Genomic DNA, 6,741 nt, shown 5'->3' with positions numbered 1-6,741 from the left:
CTTCGGCCTGGGTGGCGTAATACAGGAACTCGTCGCCGTGGCTGGGACCGGTGACCGCGACGATCTGCACGACGTGGGTCAGACCCGCCGCGCGGGCAGCAGGCAGGAGTTCGCCGAGGTGCTCGGGGAGTGTCATGCCGGGCTGGCCGAGCGCCGCGGAGCTGATAGCGGCGATCACGCAGGTGTCGGCGGTCATGATGAGCCGGCACGCGGCGAACACGTCGGCGATGCTGGCCGGCGTCCGGATGGTGTGCCGTGGCGGCCACCGCAGGACGACGAGACTGACGGGTTCGGTCAGCGTGTCGAGGTCGGCGACCGCGCTGGGATTGGTGATGGACAGATACGAGCGGGACGCGTGGGCGCTGGCGTGCTTCAGGTGCGGGTCGCTGCCGAAGTCGATGACCGCGTCGCCGCGTCGGGTGTACACGAGGACGAGTCGCTGTGCGAGGCGTGCCGCAAGGCGGGTGTCTGGATCAGTGGTTTCGGCGTCGTCGCGGTCGTCGAGCCGCCAGATGGCGATCGGGACATCGCCGCCGACGAGGACCGCCCCGTCGGCGGGCTGCCGTGCGTCGTGGTCGGACCGGTTTGGGCGTGCCGCGCTGTTCAGCGTGGGGTTGGGCAGAGCAGTCATGTGCGGGTAGCTCCCGCGCTGACTGGCCGTGTTCGCACCTACGAATGGCCTCGACGGCCTGGCTCAGAGCATCGCCGCCGGTGGGCGGATGCCCAACAGCAGCCAACAGCGTTCGGGCCTGTTGGGCGTCGCTACCTAACAGCTCGGGAGGGCTCGCCCAGCAGCTTTTCGGGTTGGACCGAACGGCCGTCGGTGTTGGCCAACAACGTTCAGGGTGGGCCGAACAGCGGGTTCCGTGGGCACTGTTGGGTAGCCAACAGCCGGTTCCTCGTGGTAGGCGACGCCGGGCGGCGGCTCCGCAGCGGGGGCCGGCAGCAGCCATGGTCGCTGTTCTGTCGGGTCGTGCGGGGCGGGGTTCGCCACGCAAGCGTTGCGTTCGCCGGCAGCCTCAACGCCCACCACGTCCAGGTCAGCGCGCTTGAGCCGCGCCCCGGGTAGCTGCGCGTGGGGCACGTGCTCGGTGACCCGCGCAACTCCGCCGGGAGGGGCCATCAGTGGTGTCCGAGGTCGGACGAGTCCGCCGACGTGCGGATCTCTCGACCAACAGCACCCGACAGGCCCGTGAACTGCGCCGTTGGGCCGCCGGGCCCGACGATGCCGGGCACCGTGTCTTTTTGGGCCGTTGGGTAAGCATGCCCCTGAGTAGGCCCAACAAGCTCTCGGAGCAACCCGCGTGATCTTGGACTGTCGGGTAGGCGTGCGCGGATAGAGGTCTCGCACCGCCGTCAGGGCACGGTGCCGAACGCCTCGCAAGGGATGCCATGTCTGCCCGGTCTGCTCGATCCTGGCCGTCGTCGCCGCTGGCTGCGGCTGGCCGTGCCTTCACCCTGCTCGTCCAGCCGCCCACCCAGATCGGATTCGACGGCCGCGGGTTCGACGGCCTGCCGGACGAGATCCTGCCGTTGGAACGGCTCCGCGCGCTGCTGCTGGCGGCGCAGACCAGCGTCGAGGTCCGCGACGCGGTGTGGCGTGAACTGGTCATACGCGCTCGCCGGGACGGCCCGGCCTGGGTCGTAGCCGCGGTGGGCGTCGCCCTGCCCGGTCTACGCCACATCGCCGGGCTGCTCGCGGCGGGATGGCGCGGGGACACCCGTGACCTGGACGCAGAGCTGCTGGTCGGGTTCGTCGAACGGCTCAAGAGCATCGACCTGGAGCCGCCGCGGGTGGTTGGCCGGCTCATCGACGCTGGCGTACGCGCGGCCCGCAAGGCGCGTGACGCGGATTCTGACGCCCAGCTCGTCCACACCGGCGCGGCCGGGCCGATTGCGCCGATTCAGCCATGGGACCACCCGGACCTGGTCCTGGCCAGGGCGGTCGCGGCTGGCGTCATCGACGCCGACGAGGCGAACCTGATCGCCGCGACCCGACTGGAAAACGCCACCCTCGCCCAGGCCGGGGCACGCATCGGTATCACCGCCAGCCTGGCCTCGTCGTGGCGGTTGAAGGCCGAACGCCGGCTGTTGGAGGCGATCCGTGGGGGCGACCTCGCGTTCGTGCCGCTGCGGCCCCGCCGCCGCGGCGGTGGCGCGACTCAACAACGGGTCGCCGCGACCCAGCAGCATGTCGCCGCCATCGAAGTGCGCAAGGCCGCCGCCCAACAGCCCGTCGCTGCTGCGGGTGTGACCCAACAGCGACGGGCTGTTGGGTCGCTGTTGGGTCGCGGCGTGGCGGCGGACGTCGTGTTGGCCGCCCAACAGCGGGCCTTTGTGGGCAAGACATCGGACCGAGCAGCGGCCGGTGTCGGCGCCCCGGGGATCGGGGCAGCGCCGGCCTGAGTGGCCGTGTTCGCACCCGATCACCTCACGGCTGGAAGGAGCGACGCTCCCACGGCCCCGTCCCGCATCCCCGGTGGCGCACCTCAACCCCAATATCGAGCCCCGTACGCGGGGCAGGAGGTGCCCACCATGTTCCGCCGCACCATCTACCGCATCACCACCGTCACGGTCGCGTTCCTAGCGACCGTGGCCGCCTCGGCCCCGACGTACGCGGCCGAACCGCAGATCCTGGCCGCCAACACACTGCCCGTGATCATCGGCAACATCACCACCTGGATCGTCGGGCTGCTGGCCGGTGTTGCCACCCTGTTCCTCACCATCGGCGGCCTGCGTCGCCTGGCCGCGGGCGGCGACCCAACCGAGATCGAGAAGGCCAACTCCGCGTTCAAGAACGCCCTCATCGGCTACGCCTTGGCGGTCCTCGCGCCGATCCTGCTCGCGGTCGTGCAGGGCTGGATCGGGGGCTGAGATGGGCGGCTGGCTCGCCGACCAACTCATCGGGCCCATCCTCAACTGGTTCGCCCAGACCGTGATCGGCGCGCTGAACGCCCTGTGGGAACTGCTGTCGGTCACCGCCTTCGTCAGCCCCGACGTGACCGAGCTGCCGCAGGTCACCGCCTTCGCCAGCACCTCGCTGAGCATCGTGAACGTCTGCTACGTGCTGGCGTTCCTGTGGGCGGGCATCCTGGTGATGGGCCGCGACACCATCCAATCCCAGGTCGGGCCAGGCGAGCTGATCCCCCGCCTGGTCATCGGCCTGATCGCGGCCAACTTCGCCATCCCGCTGTGCTCCACCATCATCGGGCTGGCCAACGCGTTCACCGCCGCGTTGACCAGCCAGGACATTACCGCGCCCGGCTCGATGCAACAGCTGCGCAACACCACGGTCACCGCATTGAGCGACGTGAACGCTGCCAGTGCGGTCGGCTTCCTGCTGTTGCTCATCGGCTTGCTGATCGCGGTGCTCACCGGCACGCTCCTCGTGCAATGGATCATCCGGCTCGGCGTGCTCGTCGTCGCTGTCGGCATCGCGCCGCTCGCCCTGGCTCTGCACGGCACGCGGCAGACGGAGGCCACGGCGAAGCTGTGGTGGCGCACAATGCTCGGCACACTCGGCATCGTCGTGATCCAAGCGGTCGCCCTGCACACCACGCTGCGGGTCTTCCTCAACCCGGACAGCAACCTGCGCGTGCTGGGCCTGCCGATCCCGGGCGGTGAACCCGCGGCGGTCATGAACCTGCTTATCGTCGTCTGCCTGCTGTTTGGCGTTGTCAAGATCCCCGGGCTGATGGGCCGCTACGTCACGCAGAGCCGGCCGAACGCGATGAGCATGATCCTGCGGGTCGTGCTCGTGCAGCAGTTGACACGCAGGATCTCTCGTGTGTTCGGCGGCGGCCGGAGCGCCACGCGGTCTGCTGGCCGTGCCGGCGGCGGGGGCGGCGGTACCGGCGCGGATGGGGTCAACCGGCCGTGGCCGGTGAACTCAGGCGGCGGAGGCGAGGGGCGCACTCGCCTCGCCCCGCCGTCCCCGACTTCTCGCTCCGCCGGTTCCGCATCCCGGCCGTTGCCGCGGCCTGCGGGTGCCGGTTCCGGCCGGGCCGGCATCGCCTACCCGACCGGTCGACCCGTACGCCCATACACCCGCGAGGAACTCGCTCGCGGCGTCGACCTCTACACCCGCGCCGGGCCGAAGCGGCAGGCGGCGGCCATCCCCAGCTCGTCACGGCCGCCGATCCGGGCCGCTGGCGTCGTCCCGCAGCAGCCGCGGCCGGGTCCACCGCTGTCGGTCTCGCCCGGGGTCACCCCGGCGACCGCGATGCCCCGTACCCGGCCGGTACGCCAGCCGGTCACAGACCAATGGATCCGACCCGCCCGCAAGAGCTGACACGTCCCATCACGACGTCCCTCACGCGCCGCGGACGGCCGCGCCTACCGACCCACTGGAAAGGAAGTCAGATGACAACGCAGTACACCGCCGACGAAGCGATGACCAACCCGACGCCGCTCGATCCCACGACCAACAGCGCCGACATCGTCGCCATCGCGTGGCCGACCGGCCGCCCAATCTACCCCTACACCCGCGAGGAGATCGCCGAAGGCGTCGACCTCTACACCCAGGCTTTGAAAGCGCACATCACCACGACACGCGGAGGCCTCCGTGAGAAGTAGCGACGACGCCGACCCGCACGCCCGGATTCCCGCCGATGTCGACACCCCAGACAAGATCGCCTACGGGTTGACCGCCCGGCAGTTGGCCATCCTGGCCATGGCCGGTGTGATCGGCTACGGCATTTTCCGAGCGGTCGGTGGCCTGGTGCCGCTGCCGGTGCTCGTCGCGGTACTCATGCCCCTCGCGGGGGCGGCGATCGTGCTGGCGCTGGGCCGCCGCGACGGACTGCCCATGGACGCCTGGTTGCTGGCAGCTGCCAGGCACATCCGTAGCCCCAAGCGGCTGGCCCCGGCCACGGCCGGCCAGCCGACGACCTCACCGGCCTGGGCGCCGGCCACCGAGACACCTCCACCCACGGTGCCGGTGCTGCGACTGCCGGCCAACGCGATCAGCGACAATGGTGTTGTCGACGCCGGCCCGCATGCGGTGGCGCTGGTCGCCTGCACCACCGTGAACATCGGGCTGCGCACGGGCAACGAGCGGGCCGCCCTGATCGGCAGCTACGGCCGGTGGCTGAACTCGCTCTCCGGGCCGGTGCAGATCGTGATCTCCGCCCAGCGGGTCGATCTGTCCAGCCACGCCCAGCGCATCGCCGAGGGCGCCGAGACGATTGCTAATCCGGCTCTGGCCGACGCCGCCCGCGACTACGCCGACTTCCTCGACGACCTCGCTGCGCGGCGGGACCCGCTGTGGCGCACGGTCATCGTCGCGGTCACCGCAACCGGCGACCAGGGCCGCGACACCGAGGTCCTACGCCGCGCCGAACATGCGGCGTCCGCGCTGTCCGCGCTCGGGGCGCAGACCGCCGTCCTGGACGGCGGCCGGGCCGCCGCGGTGCTGACCTGCGCCACCGACCCCTACACCCCGGCCGACGTCACCTGGGCCCGTGCCCTGACCGACGGGGCCATCACCGGACCTGAGGACTGACAGGAGACTGACATGCCCCTGCTGCAACGGCGAAAGCTGACCCGCCCTCACGCAAGCCCAGACTCGAGCCCGGCCGACGCGGCGGAATCCGCGGCGGAGCTCGCGGCCGTTCTGGGCCCGGCCGCGATCCAGAACACACCCCGCTATCTGCGCGTCGGGGACGGGTACGCGGCCACACTGATCGTCACCGGCTACCCCGCGGAAGTCGGCCCCGCATGGCTGGACCCGCTGCTGGCCTGGCCTGGCCGGCTCGACGTCGTCGTCTACATCGACCCGCTGCCTCCGCAGATCGCCGCCGCCCGGCTGCGCAGACAGCGGGCACGGTTGGAGTCCAACCGGCGCACCGACGCGGAGAAAGGCCGCCTCGTCGACCCGATCACCGAAGCGGCCGCCGACGACGCCGCAGAACTGGCCGACCGCATCGCCCGCGGCCACAGCAAACTCTTCCGCGTCGGCCTGTACCTGTGCGTGCATGCGACCACCCTCGATGAACTCGACGACGCGGTCGTGCACATCCGGGCCACCGCCGCGTCCGTCCTGCTCGATACCCAGCCCGCGACGTGGCGGCAGCTGCAGGGCTGGACCGCAACCCTTCCCCTCGCAACCGACGGGCTCCGCATGCGCCGGGTGATGGACACCGACGCGATCGCGGCGGCGTTCCCCCTCGCCTCGGCGGACCTGCCGGCGCCGCTGCCCGGCGAACCCGGCGCCACCGGCGGCATGCTCTACGGCCTCAATCCCTATTCGAACGGAGTGGTGTGGTGGGACCGGTGGACGCAGCACAACGCCAACAGCGTGGTGCTTGCCAGATCCGGGGCGGGAAAGAGCTACTTCGTCAAGCTCGAAGTGCTCCGCTCCCTGGCCGACGCCGTGCACGTGGCGCTGATCGACCCGGATAACGAGTACATCCGCCTGACCGACGCGGTCGGCGGCGTCACGATCACGCTCGGTGCCGGCGGCGTGCGGCTCAACCCCCTCGACATCCCACCCGGCGATAGCCGACCGCAGGCGCGCACCTACCGGGCACTGTTCCTGCACACGCTGATCTCGGTGCTGTTGCGGCAGCAGCCACCGCCGTCGGAGCGAGCCGCCCTGGATAAGGCGATCAACGACGCCTACGACCAGGCCGGAATCTTCAACGACCCCGACACCTGGCGCCGACAGGCACCCCTACTGCGCGACGTCGCCACCACGCTCACCGCCCAGCACACCGAAGCCGCCGACACCCTCGCGGCCCG

At 70.9% G+C, this 6,741-nt stretch carries 6 protein-coding genes and 1 pseudogene; 6 read left to right on the top strand and 1 reads right to left on the bottom strand.

Features of this window, described 5'->3' with window-relative positions; translation table 11 throughout:
• Positions 1-631: pseudogene (locus ABZS66_RS59680) on the bottom strand (hypothetical protein); the annotation flags it as partial.
• Positions 632-1,533: 902 nt separating this feature from the next.
• Between ABZS66_RS59680 and ABZS66_RS59675 the strand changes: the two are divergent.
• From ABZS66_RS59675 to ABZS66_RS59650, 6 genes are all read left to right on the top strand, one after another.
• On the top strand, positions 1,534-2,406 hold the full coding sequence (locus ABZS66_RS59675) for a hypothetical protein (RefSeq protein ID WP_354773576.1): 873 nt from the start codon (positions 1,534-1,536) through the stop codon (positions 2,404-2,406).
• Between the two features lie 129 nt (positions 2,407-2,535).
• Entirely contained in the window at positions 2,536-2,874 is a 339-nt protein-coding gene (locus ABZS66_RS59670) for a pilin (RefSeq protein WP_354773574.1), read from the top strand.
• A gap of 190 nt (positions 2,875-3,064) precedes the next feature.
• The gene (locus ABZS66_RS59665) at positions 3,065-4,291 is read left to right on the top strand and encodes a hypothetical protein (protein WP_354773573.1); all 1,227 of its coding nucleotides are present in this window, start codon (positions 3,065-3,067) and stop codon (positions 4,289-4,291) included.
• Between the two features lie 71 nt (positions 4,292-4,362).
• Positions 4,363-4,575 carry a hypothetical protein gene (locus ABZS66_RS59660; RefSeq protein ID WP_354773571.1) on the top strand — a complete coding sequence of 71 codons (213 nt, stop codon included), beginning with the start codon at positions 4,363-4,365 and terminating at the stop codon, positions 4,573-4,575.
• Positions 4,565-5,503, top strand: coding sequence for a PrgI family protein (locus ABZS66_RS59655; RefSeq protein WP_354773569.1), 939 nt, complete (start codon positions 4,565-4,567; stop codon positions 5,501-5,503). The genes ABZS66_RS59660 and ABZS66_RS59655 overlap by 11 nt, the downstream gene beginning before the upstream one ends.
• Before the next feature lie 12 nt (positions 5,504-5,515).
• Positions 5,516-6,741 (top strand): DUF87 domain-containing protein (locus ABZS66_RS59650; RefSeq protein WP_354773567.1); only part of this gene is annotated, 1,226 nt, incomplete at its 3' end.

Origin of the sequence: Dactylosporangium sp. NPDC005572, assembly GCF_040605515.1 — a bacterium.
In the GTDB taxonomy this organism is placed as follows: Bacteria; Actinomycetota; Actinomycetes; order Mycobacteriales; family Micromonosporaceae; genus Dactylosporangium.
Note: the sequence above shows the minus strand (reverse complement) of the source record. Positions and strands in the feature narration are given on the sequence as shown.